Here is a 19,614-nt window from a genome sequence, read left to right as displayed (position 1 = left end):
AATCTGCCGTCAACCCTTAATTTTGCTTTTCTATCAATTAGTTAGAACTGACTAAAAAACGATCAACCATCGCTCTAATAGATGTGCCGTTAACACCCTCTATATAGAAGAGGTACTTCAGATAACACCCGCCTCTCTTAACGCCGCCACATTTGCAGCCCCCAACCCGAGCACCTTCTGTAACACCTCAAGGGTGTGCTCACCCAAAAGAGGAGGCGCACTGCGGTATTCCACGGGCGTCTTGGAGAGCCGTATGGGACTAGCGACTTGGGGCACCTTCCCGGCAAGCGCATGAGGCAACTCCATCACCAACCCTCGCGCCCTGACCTGAGGATCGGCAAACACTTGCGCCAAGTCATTGATCGGCCCACATGGCACGCCCACCCGCTCAAGCTGCACCACCCATTCAGCCGTTGTCTTGAAGACCGTGGCTTGACGAATCAACGGTATCAGCACCGCGCGATTAGCGACCCGCAGCTTGTTGGTGGCAAAGCGCGGATCATCCGCCCACTGCGGCTGACCCGCCACCTCAGCGAACTTGCGAAATTGCCCGTCATTACCCACCGTCAAAATGAAGTCACCATCGGCCGTGGGAAAGTCCTGATAAGGCACGATATTCGGATGAGCATTACCCAGGCGCTTCGGAGGAACCCCAGTCGTCAGGTAGTTCATCGCCTGGTTGGCCAGACAGGCTACCTGCACATCCAGTAATGCCATATCAATATGCTGGCCACCACCGTCATGGTCTCGATGAGCCATTGCCGCCAAAATCGCCACCGCCGAGTAGAGCCCTGTCAGGATATCGGTCAACGCCACGCCAACCTTGACCGGCCCAGCGCCTTCATCACCTTCGGGTCTACCCGTCAGACTCATGAGCCCACCCAACCCCTGGATCATGAAGTCATAACCCGCTCGAGCCGCGTAGGGTCCGGTTTGGCCAAAACCAGTGATCGAACAATAGATCAGCTCCGGATTGATCTCCTTGAGCGACTCATAATCCAGCCCATAAGCCGCAAGGCCACCTACCTTGAAGTTCTCGATCAGGATATCCGACTTGGCCGCCAGATCACGCACCAGTTTCTGCCCCTCCGGTCGAGTGAAATCGATGGTGACCGACTCCTTGTTGCGATTGGCCGACAAGTAATACGCCGCCTCACTGGTATTCTCGCCATCGGCGTCCCTGAGGAAGGGCGGACCCCACGCCCGAGTATCATCGCCATTACCAGGTCGTTCGACCTTGATCACCTCGGCCCCAAGGTCCGCAAGAATCTGCCCGGCCCAAGGGCCCGCCAGCACTCGCGATAAATCCAGTACCCGCAGATGCGACAGCGCGCCCATGATCGTGCCCCTATTAATAGAACGCCTGAATGCCTGTTTGCGCGCGCCCCAGAATCAGCGCATGCACGTCGTGCGTGCCCTCGTAGGTATTCACCACTTCTAGGTTGACCAAGTGACGGGCGATCCCGAACTCATCGGAAATACCATTGCCCCCGAGCATGTCACGCGCCATACGCGCGATATCCAGAGACTTACCGCAAGAGTTGCGCTTCATAATAGACGTGATCTCGACTGCAGCCGTGCCTTCATCCTTCATGCGCCCCAATCGCAGACAGCCTTGCAGCGCCAAGGTGATCTCAGTTTGCATGTCCGCCAGCTTCTTCTGGATCAACTGGGTAGCCGCCAACGGGCGCCCGAACTGCTGACGATCAAGAGTGTATTGACGCGCTGTATGCCAGCAGAACTCCGCCGCCCCCAGAGCCCCCCAGGAGATTCCGTAACGCGCCGAATCAAGACAGGTGAAGGGCCCCTTCAAGCCTCGCACATCCGGGAAGATGTTTTCTTCTGGCACAAACACGTTATCCATGACGATTTCGCCGGTGATCGAGGCGCGCAGGCCAACCTTGCCGTGGATCGCCGGAGCACTCAGCCCCTTCCAACCTTTCTCCAATACAAAACCGCGAATGTCACCGGCATCGTCCTTGCCCCAAACCACAAACACATCGGCAATCGGGCTGTTGGTGATCCACATTTTGCTACCGGTAAGGCTATAGCCGCCCTCCACCTTTCGAGCACGGGTGATCATTGCACCAGGGTCAGAGCCATGGTTGGGCTCAGTCAGGCCAAAACAGCCGATCCATTCACCGGACGCCAGCTTCGGCAGGTACTTCTGTTTTTGTGCTTCGGTGCCAAATTCATTGATAGGCACCATGACCAGCGAAGACTGCACACTCATCATCGAACGATAACCGGAGTCGACACGCTCCACTTCGCGGGCGATCAAACCATAGCTGACGTAGCTCAGGCCGCTGCCACCGTACTGCTCCGGGATCATCGCCCCGAGCAAACCGGTTTCACCCATTTCGCGAAAGATCGTCGGATCGGTCTTTTCATGACGAAAAGCTTCAAGAACACGAGGTGCCAACTTGTCCTGGGCGAACTGCTCGGCGCTGTCGCGCACCATGCGCTCTTCTTCGGTGAGTTGCTGATCCAACAACAGCGGATCAATCCAGTTGAAGCTTGCCTTACCGCCCATGAAAAAGTCCTCGCGAAGTAAAACCAAAAGTCGTGCATGGAGCCTAGGCTGGGCAAGCAAAGAGGGCAAACGAGGTTTTTGCATAGGGTTGTGATAATTTCTCACTTCGTAATGATTAATACGGGCATCCATGCCCTCTATTAGTGAGGGTACGGTACATGCGCAGAAAGATCCCCAGCACCACCGCCTTGGTCAGCTTTGAAGCCGCCGCCCGCCACGAGAGTTTCACCAAGGCCGCACAAGAGCTCTCCCTTACTCAAGGCGCCATTTGTCGACAGATTGCCAGTCTCGAGGAGTTTTTGAGTGTCGAGCTATTTCGACGCTCTCGCCGTGGAGTAAAACTGACAGAAGCAGGGCTGTCATACAGCCGCCGGGTCGCCACGCAATTGGATGCGGTAGAACGGGATACGCTATCGGTGATGGGGCAGCAGGGCGCCAACGTCATCGAACTGGCAGTGGTGCCGACTTTTGGCACCCAGTGGCTGATCCCGCGCCTCAAGGATTTCCAGCGCCAACACCCGGAAGTCACCGTCAACCTCACCAATCGCACACGACCTTTCCTGTTCGCCGATACCGAGTTCGACGCCGCCATCTACTTTGGTGACGCCGACTGGCCAGGCACCGAGTGCCACAGGTTGATGGGAGAAAACCCACTCCCGGTATGCAGCCCGCGCCTGCTGGGTGACCGGACGCACTTCAGCCTCCAGGAAATCGCCGAGCGACCCCTTCTGCAACAAACCACCCGACCTTACGCCTGGCGCCAATGGTTCAATGCGCAGCATCTGAATGTTGCCCGCGACATGACAGGCCCACGCTACGAGCTATTCTCCATGCTGTCTCAGGCAGCCATGCATGAGATGGGAATTGCGCTGATCCCACCTTTCCTGATTCAACAAGAATTGAGCAGGGGGCATCTTGTCGTCGCAAACCCTCAGATATTGGCCAGCTCAAAGGCCTATTACCTGATGATTCCCGAGCGGAAGGTCGAATCAGCTTCCCTGCATGCGTTCCGAGACTGGCTGATGGATCAGTCACAACGCTACAACCCCACTAATTAAAGGGGATTCGTATTTATTTGACCCTGTAGTCAGTTAATTAAAAGCCCTACAGATATACTTATATGTCGCATTTCAACAGACTGTACTTATCGACCTTAAATTAGCTTAAAGCCACTGCCATATTGGCTTGTAGCGCCTACTCAAGGGTAATGCCTGACTATTCATATCACTGACGCTGGAAAACTCATTTTCCGCCGTAAGCCCGCTAAATAACTGTATTTAAAGAGGTTGTTTTATGGCGTTGCGACAATCAGTCACAGGGTGACTTGTAGTTAATTTTTCGTCACGCGTCATAATTCCTTGAAGGCCGTAAAGTTCGCCTGCAAAATGCCGCGCCCCGCTGTCATTTCAGCGGGATCGTGCTGATCGGCCGCCCCAGATGCGCCTCTCACGGTGCACTGGCCTTTTTACAAAAAGATCAAAAGCAAAAAGATCATGCAGGAGATTTGACGTGCACATTGGTGTTCCTCTCGAAACCCAGACCGGTGAAACGCGGGTTGCTGCAACCCCGGAAACCATCAAGAAGCTGATCGGCCAGGGCCATAAGGTCACTGTACAAAGCGGTGCAGGCATCAATGCCAGCGTCGTCGACAGTGCCTATGAAACGGCAGGCGCAACCATTGGCAGTGCCAGCGACGCATTCGGTGCCGAGCTGATTCTCAAGGTGGTGGCCCCCAGCGATAGCGAACTGACGCTGATTAAAAGCGGCACCGTATTGGTGGGCATGCTTAATCCGTTCAGCAACGAAACCATCACCAAACTGGCCGAACACGGCATCACCGCATTCGCGCTTGAAGCCGCGCCGCGCACTTCTCGGGCGCAAAGCCTTGACGTACTGTCCTCTCAGGCCAACATCGCCGGTTACAAGGCAGTGCTCCTGGCTGCACATCACTACCCACGCTTCATGCCGATGCTGATGACTGCTGCGGGAACGGTTAAAGCTGCGCGCGTGCTGATCCTCGGCGCTGGCGTCGCGGGCTTGCAGGCCATTGCCACAGCCAAGCGCCTCGGTGCAGTAATCGAAGCGTCCGACGTGCGTCCGGCAGTGAAGGAACAAATCGAATCCCTAGGTGCCAAGTTCGTCGATGTGCCGTACGAAACCGATGAAGAGCGTGAATGCGCTGTCGGCGTTGGTGGATATGCCCGCCCCATGCCAGCCAGTTGGATGCAGCGTCAGGCATTGGCCGTGCACGAGCGCGCAAAGCTGGCGGACATCGTCATCACCACGGCCCTGATCCCCGGCCGCAAGGCCCCTACTCTGTTGAGTGCCGAAACCGTCGCCCAAATGAAGCCCGGCTCCGTGGTCATCGACCTCGCCGCAGCCCAGGGTGGCAATTGCCCGCTGACCGTGGCCGATCAGGTTGTCGTCGCGAATGGCGTAACCCTCTGTGGCCCGACCAACCTGGCAGGTGCTGTCGCGGCTGATGCCTCGGCGCTGTATGCACGCAACCTGCTGGACTTCCTAAAGCTGGTCTTCACCCAGGAAGGGCAGTTTGAGATCAACCTCGAAGACGACATCGTCGCCGCGTGCCTGATGTGCCGCGACGGCCAAGTCATCCGCAAAAACGCCTAAGCAGGGATTCAGACGATGGAAGAGCTTATCTCCCCCGGTATCTACAACCTGATCATATTCGTGCTGGCGATTTATGTCGGTTATCACGTGGTCTGGAACGTAACACCTGCACTGCACACCCCACTGATGGCCGTGACCAACGCCATTTCGGCGATCGTGATCGTCGGCGCCATGCTGGCTGCCGCGCTTACCGTTACGCCATTGGGCAAGACCATGGGCACTTTGGCCGTCGCTCTTGCGGCGGTAAACGTGTTCGGTGGCTTCCTGGTGACTCGTAGAATGCTTGAGATGTTCAAGAAGAAAGCGCCCAAGGTTAAAGAAGAGGTGCAGAAATAATGAGTATGAATCTGGTCACGACGCTCTACCTCATTGCGTCGATCTGCTTTATCCAGGCCCTCAAAGGCCTGTCACACCCGACTACCTCTCGGCGCGGCAACCTGTTTGGCATGCTCGGCATGGCACTGGCAATCCTCACCACCGTGGGCTTGATCTATAAGTTGGGGGCCGAGTTGGCCACCGCTGGCATTGGCTACGTCATCGTCGGCTTGCTGGTCGGCGGCACCGCCGGCTCGATCATGGCCAAGCGCGTCGAGATGACCAAGATGCCAGAGTTGGTGGCGTTCATGCACAGCATGATCGGCCTGGCCGCAGTCTTCATTGCCATCGCCGCCGTTGTCGAGCCGCAGTCCCTGGGTATCGTCCAACAACTGGGGGATGCGATTCCTGCCGGCAACCGCCTGGAACTGTTTCTCGGCGCCGCCATCGGTGCAATCACGTTCTCCGGTTCCGTGATCGCCTTCGGCAAGCTATCGGGCAAATACAAGTTCCGTCTGTTCCAGGGCGCACCGGTACAGTTCAGCGGCCAGCACAAGCTGAATCTGGTACTGGGCCTGGCCACCTTGGGCCTGGGCCTGGCCTTCATGTTCACCGGCAACCTCAGTGCCTTTGCACTAATGCTGGCACTGGCGTTCGTGCTGGGCGTGTTGATCATCATCCCGATCGGCGGCGCCGACATGCCCGTGGTGGTCTCGATGCTCAACAGCTATTCCGGCTGGGCTGCAGCGGGTATCGGCTTCTCGCTGAACAACTCGATGTTGATCATCGCCGGCTCCCTGGTGGGCTCAAGCGGCGCGATCCTGTCGTACATCATGTGCAAGGCGATGAATCGCTCCTTCTTTAATGTACTGCTCGGTGGCTTTGGCAACAGCGCTGAGGCGGCTGGCCCGGCCGGCTCGCAAGAGGCTCGCCCAGTTAAATCCGGTTCGGCTGACGATGCCACCTTCCTGCTGACCAATGCCGACACGGTGATCATCGTGCCGGGCTATGGCTTGGCGGTGGCACGGGCGCAGCACGCGTTGAAAGAGCTGACCGAGAAACTGACTCACCACGGCGTGACCGTGAAATACGCGATCCACCCAGTGGCCGGTCGTATGCCTGGGCACATGAACGTGCTGCTGGCTGAGGCAGAAGTACCTTACGACCAGGTGTTCGAGATGGAAGACATCAACTCCGAGTTCGGCCAGGCCGATGTGGTGCTGGTGCTCGGCGCCAACGATGTGGTCAACCCGGCTGCCAAGAATGATCCGAAATCGCCGATTGCCGGGATGCCGATCCTCGAAGCGTTCAAGGCCAAGACCATCATCGTCAACAAGCGCTCAATGGCCAGCGGCTATGCCGGCCTGGACAACGAACTGTTCTACCTGGACAAGACCATGATGGTCTTTGGCGACGCCAAGAAGGTCATCGAGGATATGGTTAAAGCCATCGAATAGCACTGCGCCAGCGCAATACTCAAAACCCTGGCCTCCAGTAGGCTGGGGTTTTTTATTGACTGGAAACCCGACCAAAGGCTCTAAATCGCGCCCCGGCATTCGACCATGGTAGCGGGACGAATTTTTTTGAAATCACTAGACTGCGCATCTTGCTTCCGTAGCCCGAGATAACAACCCATGCACCGTGATCGTATTCGCTTGCCTTCGCTGTTGAACAAGGTCATGAGCGCGGCTGATGCCGCGGCACTGATCCAGGACGGCATGACCGTCGGCATGAGCGGCTTCACCCGCGCCGGCGAGGCCAAGGCCGTACCCCACGCCCTGGCCGAACGGGCCAAGACCACGCCACTGAAAATCACCTTGATGACTGGCGCCAGCCTGGGCAATGACCTGGACAAACAATTGACTGAGGCCGGCGTATTGTCGCGGCGCATGCCCTTTCAGGTCGACAGCACCTTGCGCAAGGCGATCAACGCCGGCGAAGTGATGTTTATCGATCAGCATCTTTCGGAAACCGTCGAGCAACTGCGCAACAATCAACTCAAGCTGCCAGACATCGCCGTCATTGAGGCAGTGGCGATCACCGAACAAGGCCATATCGTACCAACCACCTCAGTGGGCAACTCCGCCAGTTTCGCGATTTTCGCCAAACAGGTGATCGTCGAGATCAACCTGGCACACAATCCGAACCTGGAAGGCTTGCACGACATTTATATACCAACCTATCGCCCCACCCGCACGCCGATCCCGCTGGTAAAGGTCGACGATCGGATTGGCAGCACCGCTATCCCGATCCCGCCGGAAAAAATCGTCGCCATCGTCATCACCAACAAGGCGGACTCTGCCTCCACCGTGACGCCGCCCGACAGCGATACCCAGTGGATCGCCAATCACCTGATCAACTTCCTCAAGCAGGAAGTTGACGCCGGCCGCATGACCAACAAGCTCGGCCCATTGCAAGCCGGCATCGGCAACATTGCCAACGCCGTGATGTGTGGTTTGATCGAATCGCCGTTCGAAGACCTCACCATGTACTCGGAAGTGCTGCAGGATTCGACATTCGACTTGATCGACGCCGGCAAGCTGAGCTTCGCCTCAGGCAGCTCGATCACTTTATCGGAGCGCCGCAACGCCGATGTGTTCGGTAACCTGGAGCGCTACAAAGACAAGCTGGCGCTGCGCCCGCAGGAAATCTCCAACCACCCTGAAGTGGTACGCCGCCTGGGCATCATCGGCATCAACACGGCGCTGGAGTTCGACATCTACGGCAACGTCAACTCTACCCACGTCTGCGGCACACGCATGATGAACGGAATTGGCGGCTCGGGCGACTTCGCCCGTAACGCGCACCTGGCGATCTTCGTCACCAAGTCAATTGCCAAGGGCGGGGCGATTTCCAGCGTGGTACCAATGGTCAGCCATGTCGACCATACCGAGCATGACGTCGACATCCTGGTGACCGAGATCGGCTTGGCGGACTTGCGCGGCCTGGCTCCACGGGAGCGGGCACGAGTCATCATTGATAACTGCGTACATCCTGATTACCGGGACGCCTTGAATACCTACTTCACTGCCGCTTGCGCAATCGGCGGTCACACGCCACACATTCTGCGCGAGGCACTGAGCTGGCACATCAACCTGGAAGAAACCGGTCACATGTTGAAGGCTTGATTGATACAGATCCGGGCTGATGCAAGCACAGTTTCATCAGCCCGTGGTTGCCACAGATATTTTTGCAAAAAACTGTACTGCTGTACTGGTCATTTCCTACCGAAAAATCTCACACACCTCTCCAAAAATGCCTATTTCGCACTGTTTGAGTGCGCATAGGTACAGTTTCTCCATTTTTGTACAGTACAGCCCCTGTAAACAGTTAACTGGCCCCTCACAATACAGGTGAACTGTATCTAGAGAGTCTTGCGCCGGAGGAGGATCATTGGCATCAGTTAAACCACTACCTAATCCCGCCACAAGCGGAAGGATGTCATCATGGAACGTACACTCAGTTCCGATCTGTTCTTCGAAGAAAAAGCTGTAAACACCCAGGCTTCCCTGCCTCTGCGCGTTATTGCCAACCTGATGTTGTGGCAGCGCCGCATCTCCAGCCGCCACCAATTGGCTCGCCTGGATTCGCGTCTGCTGGCCGATGCCGGGATCAGCGAATCTCAACGCTACGAAGAGCTGAGCAAGCCGTTCTGGCGCTAATGAGCGCCCGCTGGCTCTGACCTCACCGGGGTCCACCGCCAGCACCCGAATTGTTGTAGCAGAACCCGCCCCGGGTAACCGGAGGCGGGTTTTGTTGTTTTCAGGCCATTGAATTCATTATTAATCAAACCATTAGCTGCGACAGGTACAATTTAATAAAATTAAAAATATACAAGTACAGTTATTGCTTATGCATCCAGACCCTTATCAGAAGCAGCCCCAACCCGGACTACCCGAACGCGCACGCGCCAGCTAATATTCTGTCATCACGTGGCGAACCCGGTAAAACGGACGCCTGATGCCCAATGGCAACAACGTCCCGCTTAATAGGGGTGGCTGTGCGCCGCCTTTTTTGTTCATCACAGGAGTCACACTATGTCCCGTCTTCGCCTACTGAGCACTGCAGCCCTTTTGGCCCTGGCTGCCAATGCCAACGCTTCCAGCCTGATCGTCACCACGGATTCGATCGTCGGCGCACTGAAAGTCACTTCCGATGCAACTTCCGACGCAACGTCCTCCCTGCGTGATAATAAGGTCGTACGTGCCGCCCGTGATGACGCCGCCAGCTTCGTCGCCAGCGAAGGCGCTATTCGTGGCGTAAAACTGGAAAGCGCCCTGGCACAGATCCGCCAACAGGCCCCACAACTGAACACCGCAACTGACACTCAGTTGGCCCAAGCTATCCTGGCCATCTGACCGCAGGTCGGGACGAAGGGGGCGCCAGCCGCTCCCTGATTCCTCCGCGCTGGCTCTCGCCCGGGCATTACGCTAGCCTTGGCGCTCGTTTTCAGTTGTCGAACCCCCATGTTTTTTTCATACCGTCTATTGATCGCTCCCGTATTGCTTGCTGCTTGCTGGTCGACATCGACCCTGGCCTTTGACTTGTCCACCCAGAGCGTTGTTGTCAGTGCGTACGCCACCAGCAAAGTGACCTCCGCGCCGTTCGACCATAAACTGATACTGGCCGCCCAGGATGATGCTGCTGCTTTTATTGCCACTGATGGCCAATGGCGAGGAGCCCGCCTGGAATCGGCGCTGGATTATCTACGCCGCGCCCAGCCAAAACTTAAAGCCAGCGACCTTGAACTGGCCCAGGCAATTCTCGTCCAATAACTATCTTTATGTTTCGGAGTCACTCCATGCGTAACCCGCTGATCGCTGCCGCCCTTGGCCTGCTGTTGTTGGCTGATGTTGCCCAGGCGCAAACCCTGGTAGCCACCAGTAACATCATTGTTCGTGCCTTTGGCCGCACCATTGATTTCACCTCAGACACCACCACCTCGATCCGCGACTCCAAAGTCGTGCGTGAGGCCCACGATGACGCCGCCAGTTTCGTCGCCAGCAACGGCGATATTCGCGGTGCCCAACTGGAAGCCGCCTTCGACACCCTCCGTACCCGCGTGCCCGAAGCCCGGGATGCCAGTGACCAGGTCCTCGCCGAAGCCATCCTCGCACTGTGAGGCGCCTCGCGGCCTGGCTATTGGCCGGGACTGTGCTGCTGTGTGGCAGTGCAGCCCAGGCCGGCCTGCAACTACGCCTCAAGACCGACGGCTTGAGCCCGGCCGAACAGCAGGCCAGCCAGGCATTGCTTGATGAAGCCATGCAAGCCCTGCCGCCACGCTTTATCGAGCGGTTGGACCGTCGCATCGACGTCGGCTGGACCAACGACATGCCCGGCAACGCCTACGGCCAGGCCTCACTGGTGTCCGAGCTGGACTTGAACCGCAACCTGCTGGCCAGCCTGACCGACGGCAGCGCCGCAACCCAGAAAACCAACCGCCCCCACGGCACCGTCCGCCGGGAAATGCTCGCCACCGTGCTGCATGAACTGACCCACATCTACGACCGCGCCCGCCTGTGGTCCGGCCCTGAGCGCACGTTGATCCAGCGTTGCAGCCGCCAGAACAGCATCACCGGCCTGATCGGCCTGCCCGATCAATGCCGTGGCCAAAATGACCGCCGCTTCACCCTCAGCGATGATCCGCGCCTGCTTGACCTGGCCGGCTGGCCGCAATATGTCGGCCGCCGTGGTGAACGCGAACAGCACAACCACCAGGTAGCCCGCAGCCCGGATATCTACGAGATCACTAATCCCAAGGAATTCGTGGCGGTCAACATGGAGTATTTCCTCCTAGACCCCAGCTACACCTGTCGCCGCCCTTCGTTGTATCGCTATTACCAGGAACACTTTGGCTGGGCGCCGCCCAGCAAAGACGCTTGCGCCAAGACATTCGCCTTCCTTAACGCCGGCAACGATTTCGCCAAGACACCCTTGGGCCAGGTCGACCCGGAACGGGTCTACTCCATTGACTACCTGCTGGCCGAAGCCAACCAAAACCTGGTCAGCCGCTGGGGCCATAGCATGCTGCGCCTGGTGATCTGCGCACCAGGCCGGCCTCGCGGCCCGGATTGTCGCCTGGACCTGGATCAACACCTGGTTTTGTCCTACCGCGCCTTTGTCGGTGACGTACAGCTGTCGAGCTGGGACGGGCTGGTCGGCAAGTACCCGTCACGGCTATTCGTGCTGCCGCTGGCCCAGGTGATCGACGAATACACCAAGACCGAATTGCGCGGCCTGGCTTCGGTACCGCTGATCCTGAGCCGCCAGGAGATCAACGACACCGTCGAGCACGCTGCCGAAATGCACTGGAGCTACGACGGCAATTACTACTTCATCTCCAACAACTGTGCAGTGGAAAGCCTGAAACTGTTACGCAGTGGCAGCGCCAATCCGCAACTGACCGGGCTGGACAACATCACCCCCAACGGCCTGTTGGAAGTACTCAAGGGCCGGGGCCTGGCCGATACCAGCGTGCTCGACGATCCTAAAGAAGCCCTGCGCCTGGGCTATCACTTCGATTCCTTCCGCGAGCGTTACCAGGCAATGTTCGAGGTGCTGCGCAAACATCTGCCGATCAAGCAAGCCCAGGTCGAAGACTGGCTGGCCCTCAGCGCCGAAGAGCGTCGCCCCTGGTTCGATCAGGCCGACCTGCGCACCAGCGCCGCCTTGCTGCTGCTGGAGCAGGCGAGTTTCCGTCGGCAATTGATGCTGGCCCAGGACGAGGTCAAGCAACGCTACCTCGGCGCCCGGGAGTTGAAGAACGGCGGCATGGACAAGGCCAATGCCACCTTGCAGCAGATCCTCGCCAACAGCGGCTTTCTCAGCCGCCCGGCGGAACTGCTGGGCAACAGCGGCTACGGATTGCCGCAGCCCGTCGAATGGCAACGCCTGGAGTCGGAAAGCGCCTCGCGCCAGAAGCAGCTGCAGTCGCTGACCGGCGATCTGGATAAAGAGGTAAGGGCACTGCTTGAGCCTTCACGAGCGGCAGAAATTGCTGCATGCGAGGCCAACCTCAAGCGATTAGGCGAGCATTTGCGGGCATTGCATAAGGCAGCCGGAGGATTGGAGCTGCCCTGAAAAGCAGCCACCCACGTGCTGCTCACTCATCCTCCACCCCCCAGAGCCAGTAATTGGCCAGATTACCCCTCGTCACCAGTTTATCCAGCGAAAGCTGGCTGAAAGCTTCCAGGTCTAGGATCGCCTCCCACTGCCGGCAACAGACCGGTTGTTAACAACAACAATGGTGATTCCTGATGTCTGCTCCTACCTTCCCGTTTACTTCAACTCCACCCGTACGCCTCGCGTTTTTCGTTCTGCGCTGACCCAACCCGGTTCGCCATTCCCTAGCCGCGCTACGCCTGGAGTATTCCTATGCTGACTTTCCTTGGCTTTGCCATGGTCATCACGTTCATGTTCCTGATCATGACCAAGCGCCTGTCCGCGCTGATCGCCCTGATCATCATTCCGATCCTGTTCGCACTGTTCGGTGGTTTTGCCCCGAAGATCGGCCCGATGATGCTCGAAGGCATCACTAAGCTTGCGCCAACGGGCGTGATGCTGATGTTCGCCATCCTGTATTTCGCCTTGATGATTGACTCCGGCCTGTTCGACCCCGCCGTGCGCAAGATTCTCAAACTGGTAAAGGGTGACCCGCTGAAGGTCTCGGTCGGCACAGCCGTACTGGCGCTGGTAGTGTCCCTGGACGGTGACGGCGCTACCACCTACATGATTTGCGTGGCCGCCATGCTGCCGTTGTACCAGCGTATTGGCATGAGCCCGCGGATCATGGCTGGCCTGATCATCCTCGCTGGCGGCGTGATGAACATGACCCCCTGGGGAGGCCCGACCGCCCGCGCCGCCAGCGCCTTGCACGTGGACCCGTCGGATATTTTCGTACCGATGATCCCGGCGATGCTGGCCGGCGTGGTGGCAATCCTGGTGATTGCCTACATGTACGGCAAGCGCGAACGTGCCCGTCTCGGTGAGTTGCACCTGCAGGGCGATGAGATCGACCACAGCGAAATCAGCGTCTCGCAATTTCCAGATGCCCGCCGTCCGAAACTGATCTGGTTCAACGGCGCCCTGACCTTTGCCTTGATGTGCACCTTGATCGCCGGTCTGTTGCCGCTGCCGGTGCTATTCATGGTGGCCTTCAGTATCGCGATGATCGTCAACTATCCGTGCCTGCAGCAGCAGAAAGACCGCGTGGCCGCCCACGCCGGTAGCGTACTGGCTGTGGTCGGGTTGATTTTCGCAGCGGGCATTTTCACTGGCATCCTGTCCGGCACCGGCATGGTCGACGCCATGTCCAAGAGCCTGCTGGCGGTCATCCCCGAAACCATGGGCCCTTACCTCGCGGTGATCACAGCACTCGTGAGCATGCCGTTCACCTTCTTCATGTCCAACGATGCGTTCTATTACGGCGTACTGCCGGTATTGGCCGAAGCCGCCAGCCACTACGGCATCACCGCCGTGGAAATGGCCCGCGCCTCCATCGTTGGCCAGCCCGTGCATTTGCTCAGCCCATTGGTGCCTTCGACCTACCTGCTGGTGGCCCTGGCCGGTATCGAATTTGGCGATCACCAACGCTTCACCCTGAAGTGGGCAGTACTGGTATGCCTGTGCATAATGGTCGCCGCATTGCTGATGGGGATTTTTCCGCTGTTCAGCACTCTATAATCGTAACAACTCACTGCGCCGGTCTTACCGCCGGCGCGGTCTAACACTCGCTCAAAGGAATACACATGGAATGGCTGACCAATCCGGAAATCTGGATTGCCTTCTTCACCCTGACGGCTCTTGAGATCGTCCTGGGCATCGATAACATCATCATGATTTCGATCCTGGTCAGCCGCATGCCCAAGCATATGCAGGCGCGTACCCGGATCTTCGGCCTGGCCCTGGCCATGGTCACGCGGATCCTGTTACTGCTGTCGATCACCTGGGTCATGCAACTGACCGCTGACTTGTTCACGGTAGCCGGCCAAGGCATTTCCGGTCGCGATATGATTTTGTTCTTCGGTGGCCTGTTCCTGCTATGGAAAAGCTCCCAGGAGATGTACCACGCCCTGGAAGGTGAAGACGAAACCCACGACGAGCCGAAAGGCGCCGGTGGCAAGTTCATCTACACCATCATCCAGATCGCGATCATCGACATCGTCTTCTCTCTGGACTCGGTGATCACCGCTGTGGGTATGGTTTCTCACGTACCGGTCATGGTCGCTGCAATCGTCGTCGCCGTACTGGTGATGATGCTGTCTGCCGGCACCATCAGCGCGTTCATCGACAAACACCCGTCGCTGAAAATGCTGGCACTGTCGTTCCTGCTGGTGGTGGGTACCGTACTGATCGCCGAATCCTTCGACGTTCATGTGCCAAAAGGCTACGTGTACTTCGCCATGGCGTTCTCCCTGGCGGTAGAAGCCATCAATATCAAGATGCGCACCGCCATCGCGAAAAAGAGAAAACAGCAAGACCCAGTGAAACTGCGCAAGGACATCCCGGGTCAATAATCTAGGGGCTCCCTGTAGGAGCGAGCTTGCTCGCGAAAATCGTCAACGATACTGCTAAACGCGGTGTCCTGACGTTCTTCGCGAGCAAGCTCGCGCCTACAGAGCCCCTTTTTATCTGCAAAAAGCTGATTTTCATGACAGTTTTGTTTCAATCCCATCTTTAGCTATGCGAAGCTGGCGCAGAGCCCATTCGCCAACTACAGCTTAAGTACAAGACGTATAACGGCACGCGGCACTATGACTTGCTCCAATGGAGCACGACTCAATACAGGGGGCCGAGCATGCTGACCCTGCTCAATCTACTTTCCGCGGTAACCCTGCTGATCTGGGGCACGCACATCGTCCGGACTGGCATCCTGCGGGTTTACGGCTCCAACTTGCGCCAAGTCATCGGGCAGAACATGTCCAGGCGCTGGCTGGCGTTTATTGCCGGGATCCTCGTCACCGCCATGGTGCAAAGCAGCAACGCCACAGCGATGCTGGTGACCTCTTTCGTCGGCCAGGGCCTGATGGGCCTGACACCCGCCCTGGCGACCATGCTGGGGGCCGATGTAGGCACCGCGTTGATGGCTCGGGTGCTGACCCTCGACCTGTCCTGGCTATCACCGCTGCTGATTTTTCTTGGCGTGATTTTCTTCCTGTCCCGCAAACAGACCCCCGCCGGGCAAATGGGCCGCGTCGGTATAGGCCTGGGCCTGATCATTCTCGCGCTGCAATTGATCGTCGAAGCCGCCGGGCCCATTACCCAGGCCCAGGGCGTCAAGGTCCTGTTCGCCTCGCTGACCGGCGATATCTTGCTCGATGCTCTGATCGGTGCGTTGTTCGCGATGATTTCCTACTCCAGCCTGGCCGCCGTCCTGCTGACCGCGACCCTCGCTGGCGCAGGCGTAATTGGCCTGCACGTGGCCATCGGCCTGGTGATCGGCGCCAACATCGGCAGCGGCGTATTGGCCTTCCTCAGCACCAGCATGCAGAACGCCGCCGGTCGCCAGGTGGCCTTGGGCAGCTTGCTGTACAAACTGATCGGTTTGCTGCTGATCATCCCGGTCCTTGATCCACTGGTGAAGTGGATGGACGGCCTGGACTACAGCGCCCAAGGCATGGTGATCACTTTCCACCTGCTCTATAACGTCACCCGCTGCCTGATTCTACTGCCCACCATCGGCCCGATGGCCCGGCTATGCGCCTGGTTGCTACCGGAGCGCGAGGAGGTCAACGGCCAGGCCAAGCCGCGTCACCTGGATCTGGCGGCACTGGCCACACCGAGCCTGGCGCTGGCCAATGCCGCTCGCGAAACCCTGCGTCTGGGCGACCTGATCGACAACATGCTTATTTCGATGCTGGAGGTGCTGCGAGGCAAGCAGACAGCCGTTACCCAGGAAATGCGCAGCCTGAGCGACGACGTCGAAGCGCTCTACAGCGCCATCAAGCTCTACCTGGCGCAAATGCCCCGCGAAGACCTCAGCGAACAGGACAGCCGGCGCTGGGCCGAGATCATCGAACTGTCGATCAACCTGAAACTGGCCGGCGACTTGATCGAGCGCATGCTGCGCAAGGTCCAGCAGCAAAAGACCTCCCAACGGCGCTCGTTTTCCGACGTCGGCCTGGAAGAACTGGCCGGCCTGCACAGCCAGTTGATCGCCAATCTACGCCTGGGCCTCTCGGTATTCCTCAGCGCCGACCCTGAAAGCGCTCGGCAACTGCTGCGAGAAAAGCGTCGCTTCCGTGCCCAGGAGCGGCGACTGGCCCACGCCCACGTCAGCCGTTTGCAACGCAAGGTCGTACAGAGCCTGGAGACCAGCTCCCTGCATCTGGAGCTGATTGCCGACATGAAGCGCCTGAACTCACTGTTCTGCAGCAGCGCCTATGTGGTACTGGGAACGTCCGAGACCGGCGCCTTGGCAGAGGACAATATCACCGACATCACCCATTCACCCTGAACGTCCGGCAGACACAGAAGTCAGTTATAGCTGACGGGAGAAACACACGCTCTTCCAGGGAACCTGCTTATGCGTCGCCTGCTACTCGCCTGCCTGCTAATGGGCTCGGCCCACACCTTTGCCTTTGACCGCCTCCAGGTCGAAGGCTATACACTGCCCAACGGCCTGCAACTGTTGCTCAAGCCAGGCACCGAGCGCGGGCACGTGGCGATTCGCCTGGTGGTGGGAGTCGGCCTGGATGACTTCAGTTGCCAGGAAAAAGAACTGCCACACTTACTGGAGCACCTGCTGTTCACCGGCATCGACGGTGGCGGCGAAGGCGCTCTGGAGGAGCGGATGCAAGCTCTGGGCGGGGAATGGAACGCCTACACCAGCAACGCCGACACCGCCTTCGTCATCGAGGCCCCCGTAAAAAACCAGCGCAAAGTGCTGGACCTGCTACTGGCCATCCTGACGCGCACCCAACTGAGCGATGCTGCGATTACCGCCGCCAAGCAAGTCGTCGAGCGGGAAGGTGGCGGCCACTATTCACACTTGCAACGCCTGCTTGATCGCCAGGACCTGGGTCACAGCACCAGCAACCAATTGGCGGTGGAGCTGGGCCTCAAGTGCGCCGAGCGCGCCGACGTCGACCACCTGACCCGTGCCCAACTGGAAACCGTACGCCGGGATTGGTACGCCCCCAACAATATGACCCTGATCATCGTCGGCGACCTCGACAAGTTGCTGCCGGCCTATCTGGAACGAACCTACGGCCAGCTGGTTCCGGTTGAACCGACCGAACATCGTCCCCTGCCGGAGATCCGGCAAGCGGCCGCCACACACCGCGCGCTGATTCACAGCTGGGTCGGTGATGGGGCCAAGCTGCATTGGCTGTTCCCCGAGCCCATGTTGGACGAGCAACATAATGAAACCTACGACTTGCTCAAGGACTATCTGGGCTGGGCGCTTTATCGCCAGCTCAGGCTCAAATACAGCGTGTCCTACGGACCCTGGAGCAAGCGCGAAGTACTCGGCGGGGTCGGCTTCCTGAGCCTCAACGCCGACCTTGACCGGGAAAACCTGCCCGAAGCCGAGCACGTAGTGGAAACCCTCAAGGCCCAACTGCTCAAGGACGGCCTCGACCCCGCTACGTTCGCCCGCCTGCAACAAGCCGCCATCGCCCGCCAAGCCTGGGCGGTACAGGGCAACAGTGCCTTGGCCGACTACTACTGGAGCGCTGCGGGCGATTATGCCGACGGGCGCTTCAGCGACCCAGCCAAACGTATCAAGGCCGTCAGTCTTGAGCAGGCCAACCAGGCCATGCGACAGGTCTTCAACCAGCCCGGTTACTGGCGCATCGAAAAACCGTTATTCAGTTACGACGCCCTTACCTGGATCGGAACCGGCGTGGTGGGACTGATTGCGATTGCGTTGCTTGGCATCCGCCATTATCGCAAAGCAATTGTGTAATCAGGCCCCGATAAAACGGCCAAGGCGTTATTCTGTCTGGGTTTTTCCCTACCAAGACTGTGAACTGCCGAATGCCTAACCTGACCCACTACATCCAGCGCATCCTTGAACTGATAAAGCGCTACCCAGGGGTAATTGCGCTCGGTGGTTTTATCTCGGGCGTGGGCAGCTTCATCCTGGTGGACCGCCAGCAAGGCATGGCCAGTTGGATCGCGATCATCATGTTGGTGAGCTGGTTATGGCTGATGCTGGAAAACAGCTTCACCCAGCTGTTCAGCAAAATCTTCAAACGAGAAATCCCCGAGCCGCTACTGCGCTACGCCACGCAAATGATTCACCAGGAAAGTCTGTTTTTCGTGCTGCCGTTCTTTTTTGTCACCACCACCTGGAACAGCGGCCAGTCGATCTTCACCAGCCTGCTGGGAGCGGCGGCGCTGGTCTCGATCATCGACCCGCTGTACTACAAGTGGTTGGCGCCCAAACGTTCATTATTTCTGGCCCTGCACACGCTGACCCTGTTTGCGGCCCTGCTTACCGCACTGCCGATCATCCTGCACCTGACCACCGCCGAGAGTTACAAGCTGGCACTTGGCGTCGCGATGCTGTTGTCGATCCCCAGTCTCGCCGTCAGCCTGCCCCTGCGCAGCGTGCGCGGTTGGGTGATGTTGCTGGGCGTAACCGCCGCGATTGGCTGCGCCGGCTGGTTCCTGCGCAGTTGGGTCCCACCCGCAACCCTGTGGATGACCGAAGTGGCCATCAGCACTCAATTGCAAGACCGTACCCCCGGTGATGATTTGGAGGAAGTCAGCGCCAGCCAACTGCGCAGCAGCGGCTTGTACGCCTACACCGCAATCAATGCACCGCGCGGGCTGGACGAGCGGATCTACCATGTCTGGAAGTTCAACGGCACGGAGGTCGACCGCATTGCCCTGGATATCCACGGTGGGCGCAAGGAAGGTTATCGGGCCTGGACCCATAAACAGAACTTCCCACCGAACTCAGCGGGGCGCTGGCAAGTGCAGGTGTTGACGGAGGACGGGCAGGTGATCGGCGTGCTGCGCTTCAAGGTGACTGACACCACCGTGACATACCGTTCCGAAAAAATAGCCCCCCTGTAGGAGCGAGCGTGCTCGCGAAAAGCCTGAGAGCGCCGCGGGGTGTCAGGTTCCCCGCGTTATCGTTAACGATTTTCGCGAGCAAGCTCGCTCCTACAGGGACATCGATCGGG

At 58.4% G+C, this 19,614-nt stretch carries 17 protein-coding genes and 1 pseudogene; 15 read left to right on the top strand and 3 right to left on the bottom strand.

Going from position 1 to position 19,614, the window contains the following annotated elements:
* Nucleotides 1–117: 117 nt before the first annotated feature.
* Both GIR22_RS01475 and GIR22_RS01470 read right to left on the bottom strand, forming a co-directional pair.
* Nucleotides 118–1,341: a CoA transferase gene (locus GIR22_RS01475; protein WP_178122031.1), complete on the bottom strand. Its 1,224-nt coding sequence runs from the start codon at nt 1,339–1,341 to the stop codon at nt 118–120.
* 10 nt (nt 1,342–1,351) lie between these two features.
* Nucleotides 1,352–2,533, bottom strand: a complete 1,182-nt coding sequence (locus tag GIR22_RS01470; RefSeq protein WP_154741557.1) for an acyl-CoA dehydrogenase — start codon at nt 2,531–2,533, stop codon at nt 1,352–1,354.
* Nucleotides 2,534–2,691: 158 nt separating this feature from the next.
* Here GIR22_RS01470 and GIR22_RS01465 point away from each other — a divergent pair, with 158 nt between their 5' ends.
* From GIR22_RS01465 to GIR22_RS01395, 15 genes are all read left to right on the top strand, one after another.
* On the top strand, nt 2,692–3,591 hold the full coding sequence (locus GIR22_RS01465) for a LysR family transcriptional regulator (RefSeq protein WP_154741556.1): 900 nt from the start codon (nt 2,692–2,694) through the stop codon (nt 3,589–3,591).
* A gap of 451 nt (nt 3,592–4,042) precedes the next feature.
* Complete coding sequence (locus tag GIR22_RS01460; protein WP_178122027.1) at nt 4,043–5,164, top strand: Re/Si-specific NAD(P)(+) transhydrogenase subunit alpha; 1,122 nt, start codon at nt 4,043–4,045, stop codon at nt 5,162–5,164.
* Between the two features lie 15 nt (nt 5,165–5,179).
* On the top strand, nt 5,180–5,500 hold the full coding sequence (locus GIR22_RS01455) for an NAD(P) transhydrogenase subunit alpha part 2 (RefSeq protein WP_025854291.1): 321 nt from the start codon (nt 5,180–5,182) through the stop codon (nt 5,498–5,500).
* On the top strand, nt 5,500–6,936 hold the full coding sequence (locus GIR22_RS01450) for an NAD(P)(+) transhydrogenase (Re/Si-specific) subunit beta (protein ID WP_154741555.1): 1,437 nt from the start codon (nt 5,500–5,502) through the stop codon (nt 6,934–6,936). The genes GIR22_RS01455 and GIR22_RS01450 overlap by 1 nt, the downstream gene beginning before the upstream one ends.
* A 177-nt stretch (nt 6,937–7,113) precedes the next feature.
* On the top strand, nt 7,114–8,607 hold the full coding sequence (scpC, locus tag GIR22_RS01445) for a succinyl-CoA:acetate CoA-transferase ScpC (protein WP_154741554.1): 1,494 nt from the start codon (nt 7,114–7,116) through the stop codon (nt 8,605–8,607).
* A gap of 318 nt (nt 8,608–8,925) precedes the next feature.
* Nucleotides 8,926–9,141, top strand: coding sequence for a DUF1127 domain-containing protein (locus tag GIR22_RS01440; RefSeq protein ID WP_154741553.1), 216 nt, complete (start codon nt 8,926–8,928; stop codon nt 9,139–9,141).
* A 375-nt stretch (nt 9,142–9,516) separates the two neighbouring features.
* Nucleotides 9,517–9,837 (top strand): DUF2388 domain-containing protein, encoded by a 321-nt coding sequence (locus tag GIR22_RS01435; protein ID WP_154741552.1) that lies wholly within the window; start codon nt 9,517–9,519, stop codon nt 9,835–9,837.
* 108 nt (nt 9,838–9,945) lie between these two features.
* Nucleotides 9,946–10,254 carry a DUF2388 domain-containing protein gene (locus tag GIR22_RS01430; protein WP_154741551.1) on the top strand — a complete coding sequence of 103 codons (309 nt, stop codon included), beginning with the start codon at nt 9,946–9,948 and terminating at the stop codon, nt 10,252–10,254.
* 26 nt (nt 10,255–10,280) lie between these two features.
* Nucleotides 10,281–10,601, top strand: coding sequence for a DUF2388 domain-containing protein (locus GIR22_RS01425; RefSeq protein WP_154741550.1), 321 nt, complete (start codon nt 10,281–10,283; stop codon nt 10,599–10,601).
* Nucleotides 10,598–12,559: a DUF7844 domain-containing protein gene (locus GIR22_RS01420; protein WP_178122026.1), complete on the top strand. Its 1,962-nt coding sequence runs from the start codon at nt 10,598–10,600 to the stop codon at nt 12,557–12,559. The genes GIR22_RS01425 and GIR22_RS01420 overlap by 4 nt, the downstream gene beginning before the upstream one ends.
* 294 nt (nt 12,560–12,853) lie before the next feature.
* On the top strand, nt 12,854–14,161 hold the full coding sequence (locus GIR22_RS01415) for a CitMHS family transporter (RefSeq protein WP_154741549.1): 1,308 nt from the start codon (nt 12,854–12,856) through the stop codon (nt 14,159–14,161).
* Between the two features lie 65 nt (nt 14,162–14,226).
* On the top strand, nt 14,227–14,994 hold the full coding sequence (locus tag GIR22_RS01410) for a TerC family protein (RefSeq protein WP_154741548.1): 768 nt from the start codon (nt 14,227–14,229) through the stop codon (nt 14,992–14,994).
* Between the two features lie 281 nt (nt 14,995–15,275).
* Nucleotides 15,276–16,934: a Na/Pi cotransporter family protein gene (locus GIR22_RS01405; protein WP_154741547.1), complete on the top strand. Its 1,659-nt coding sequence runs from the start codon at nt 15,276–15,278 to the stop codon at nt 16,932–16,934.
* Nucleotides 16,935–17,003: 69 nt separating this feature from the next.
* Nucleotides 17,004–18,386: a M16 family metallopeptidase gene (locus tag GIR22_RS01400; RefSeq protein ID WP_154741546.1), complete on the top strand. Its 1,383-nt coding sequence runs from the start codon at nt 17,004–17,006 to the stop codon at nt 18,384–18,386.
* A 71-nt stretch (nt 18,387–18,457) separates the two neighbouring features.
* On the top strand, nt 18,458–19,504 hold the full coding sequence (locus GIR22_RS01395) for a DUF5924 family protein (protein ID WP_154741545.1): 1,047 nt from the start codon (nt 18,458–18,460) through the stop codon (nt 19,502–19,504).
* Here GIR22_RS01395 and GIR22_RS26185 read toward each other — a convergent pair.
* Nucleotides 19,500–19,610: pseudogene (locus GIR22_RS26185) on the bottom strand (outer membrane lipoprotein carrier protein LolA); the annotation flags it as partial. The gene GIR22_RS01395 and the pseudogene GIR22_RS26185 sit on opposite strands and share 5 nt — an antisense overlap.
* Between the last annotated feature and the right edge of the window lie 4 nt (nt 19,611–19,614).

The sequence above is a fragment of the Pseudomonas karstica genome, assembly GCF_009707515.1.
Classification (GTDB): Bacteria; Pseudomonadota; Gammaproteobacteria; order Pseudomonadales; family Pseudomonadaceae; genus Aquipseudomonas; species Aquipseudomonas karstica.
This window is presented reverse-complemented; position numbering and strand designations above follow the sequence as displayed.